Source organism: Aeromicrobium sp. (assembly GCF_049586495.1).
Lineage (GTDB): Bacteria > Actinomycetota > Actinomycetes > Propionibacteriales > Nocardioidaceae > Aeromicrobium.
This window is the reverse complement of sequence record NZ_JBAVCB010000165.1, coordinates 1-2,294: the sequence shown is the minus strand read 5'-3', so window position 1 is coordinate 2,294 and position 2,294 is coordinate 1. Positions and strand designations below refer to the sequence as shown.

The window sequence follows — 2,294 nt, the reverse complement described above, 5'->3', positions numbered from 1 at the left end:
AGCCTCGTGTGCCCGACATCGGCTGGAGCCGGACTCGTGAGTGACGCAGATTGTTCCTCGGGTGGCGCAACGCGGCGCAGTTTGGCCGCCGAATTCGACCGAAACGCGCCACTCGCCGGGTTCCGCCCCTGGGCGGCGGATTAGCGACGGGCGCGCTTCTCGCGGGGACGCTGCTGCAGGTGGATCGGGGTGCCGACGAAGCCGAAGGTCTCGCGCAGGCGGCGCTCGATGTAGCGCATGTAGGACGCCTCGAGCTTGCCGGACGTGAACAGCACGAAGGTCGGCGGTGAGGTGCTGACCTGGGTGCCGAACAAGATCTTGGGCTGCTTGCCGCCACGAACCGGGTGTGGGTGCTCGGCGACCAGACGGCCCAGGAAGGAGTTCAGCGCCCCCGTCGGCACGCGGGTCTCCCAGCCCTCGAGGGCCGAATCCAACGCACGGACCAGACGATCCACGTGCCAGCCCGTACGTGCCGTGATGTTGATGCGCGGCGCCCACTGCACCTGCACCAGCTCGCGCTCGATCTCGCGATCGAGGTAGAACCGGCGTTCTTCGTCGACGAGATCCCATTTGTTGAACGCGATGACCAAGGCACGGCCGGTGTCGGCCACCTGGCTGACGATCCGCAGGTCCTGCTCGGTCAACGACACGCTGGCATCGATGATCAGCACACCTACCTCGGCACGTTCGATGGCCGACGAGGTCCGCAAGCTGGCGTAGTACTCGTGCCCGGAGGCGTCGCGCACGCGGCGACGGATGCCGGCCGTGTCGATGAAGGTCCACGTGCGCCCACCCAGCTCGACGATCTCGTCGACCGGGTCGACGGTGGTGCCGGAGGCGTCGTCGACGACCACACGCTCCTCGCCAGCCAAGCGGTTGAGCAGGCTGGACTTGCCGACGTTGGGTTTTCCGACGATGGCCACGCGTCGTGGACCGATCTCGGGTTCCCAGTCCTCCGGCGGCGCATCCGGCAAGGCCTCGAGGATGGCGTCCAGCATGTCGCCGCTCCCCCGGCCGTGCAGGGCCGAAACCGGAATGGGCTCGCCCAGGCCCAGGTTCCACAACGTGGCCGCCTCGGCCTCGGTGCGCTGATCGTCGACCTTGTTGGCCGCCAGCACCACCGGCTTGTTGGCGGCGCGGAGGATGCGCACCACCTTCTCGTCGATGTCTGTGATGCCCACGGTGGCGTCGACCACAAACAGCACGGCGTCCGCGACCTGGATGGCGATCTCGGCCTGCGCAGCGATGCGCTCAGCCATGCCGCGGGCGTTGGGGTCCCATCCGCCGGTGTCGACGACGGTGAAGGCGCGGCCGTTCCAGATCGCGTCATAGGCCACGCGGTCCCGGGTCACTCCCGGGACATCCTCCACGACTGCCTCGCGACGGCCGATGATGCGGTTGACCAGCGTCGACTTGCCGACGTTGGGGCGGCCGATGACAGCCAATACCGGTTGATGCTCAGTCATTGCGGGCTCCCGCCGGCATGGGCCCGGGCAAGTCGCGACGTGTCGCTGACTTGGCCCAAGCGAGGTGGTCCCTGAGATGGGAGTGGATCTGTTCGGTGGCCTGGTCGATGGCGAGGCGGTCGCGTGGCCACGGTTGCCGATCGATCACGAGTGGCTTGCCGTACACGAGGTCGATGCGCGCACCCTCGGCTGGCCGGTAGCTGGGACCGTGGCCACGCTCCCGGGTCCCGAAGATCACCAGCGGAACGATGGGTGCACCGCTGACCAGCGCAAGCCACGCGATCCCACTCTTGATCTGGTGAAACTCGCCGTCCCCACGAATGCCCTCCGGGAAGATCCCGACGGCCTGGCCGGCCTCGAGCGCTCCCGCAGCACGCCGCATCGCACCTGAGTCGACGCGGTTGCGAGCCACCTTGATCTGACCGATGGATCGCAGCAGGTGTCGGTGCTTGCCGGTGAACTCCTCTTCCTTGGTGAGCATGTGCAGCTTGCGCGGGCATCGCGCCACCAGGGCCGGACCGTCCGCCCAGCCGGTGTGATTGCCAGCGACGATGACCGGACCCGACTCCGGCACGTGCGCTTGGCCGCGCTCGCGCACGTCCCACTTGCGCAGGAAGTGGTGGCCCACCATGGCGCGCATGACCGTGAGACCAGCCTCAGGCATGGCCCCGTACCCCGACGTGCTCATCGGCTCTCGACGATCCCCACGATGACGTCGATCACCTCCTCGAGGCCCAGATGGGTGCTGTCGACGACCACGGCACCATCGGCCTGCAGCAGCGGCGAGACCGTACGGGTGGAATCGATCTGGTCGCGCCGGGCCAGGGC

Annotated in this window: 3 protein-coding genes; all 3 read right to left on the bottom strand. The window is 68.0% G+C overall.

Going from position 1 to position 2,294, the window contains the following annotated elements; genetic code table 11:
• Positions 1–140: 140 nt before the first annotated feature.
• The 3 genes from der to WB508_RS08815 are packed head-to-tail and all read right to left on the bottom strand — an operon-like array spanning position 141 to position 2,291.
• Positions 141–1,466 (bottom strand): ribosome biogenesis GTPase Der, encoded by a 1,326-nt coding sequence (gene der / locus WB508_RS08825; protein WP_423844513.1) that lies wholly within the window; start codon positions 1,464–1,466, stop codon positions 141–143.
• Positions 1,459–2,154, bottom strand: a complete 696-nt coding sequence (locus WB508_RS08820) for a lysophospholipid acyltransferase family protein (RefSeq protein WP_423844512.1) — start codon at positions 2,152–2,154, stop codon at positions 1,459–1,461. Before WB508_RS08820 ends, der begins: the two co-directional genes overlap by 8 nt.
• On the bottom strand, positions 2,151–2,291 hold the full coding sequence (locus WB508_RS08815; RefSeq protein ID WP_423844514.1) for a (d)CMP kinase: 141 nt from the start codon (positions 2,289–2,291) through the stop codon (positions 2,151–2,153). The genes WB508_RS08820 and WB508_RS08815 overlap by 4 nt, the downstream gene beginning before the upstream one ends.
• Positions 2,292–2,294: the final 3 nt, after the last annotated feature.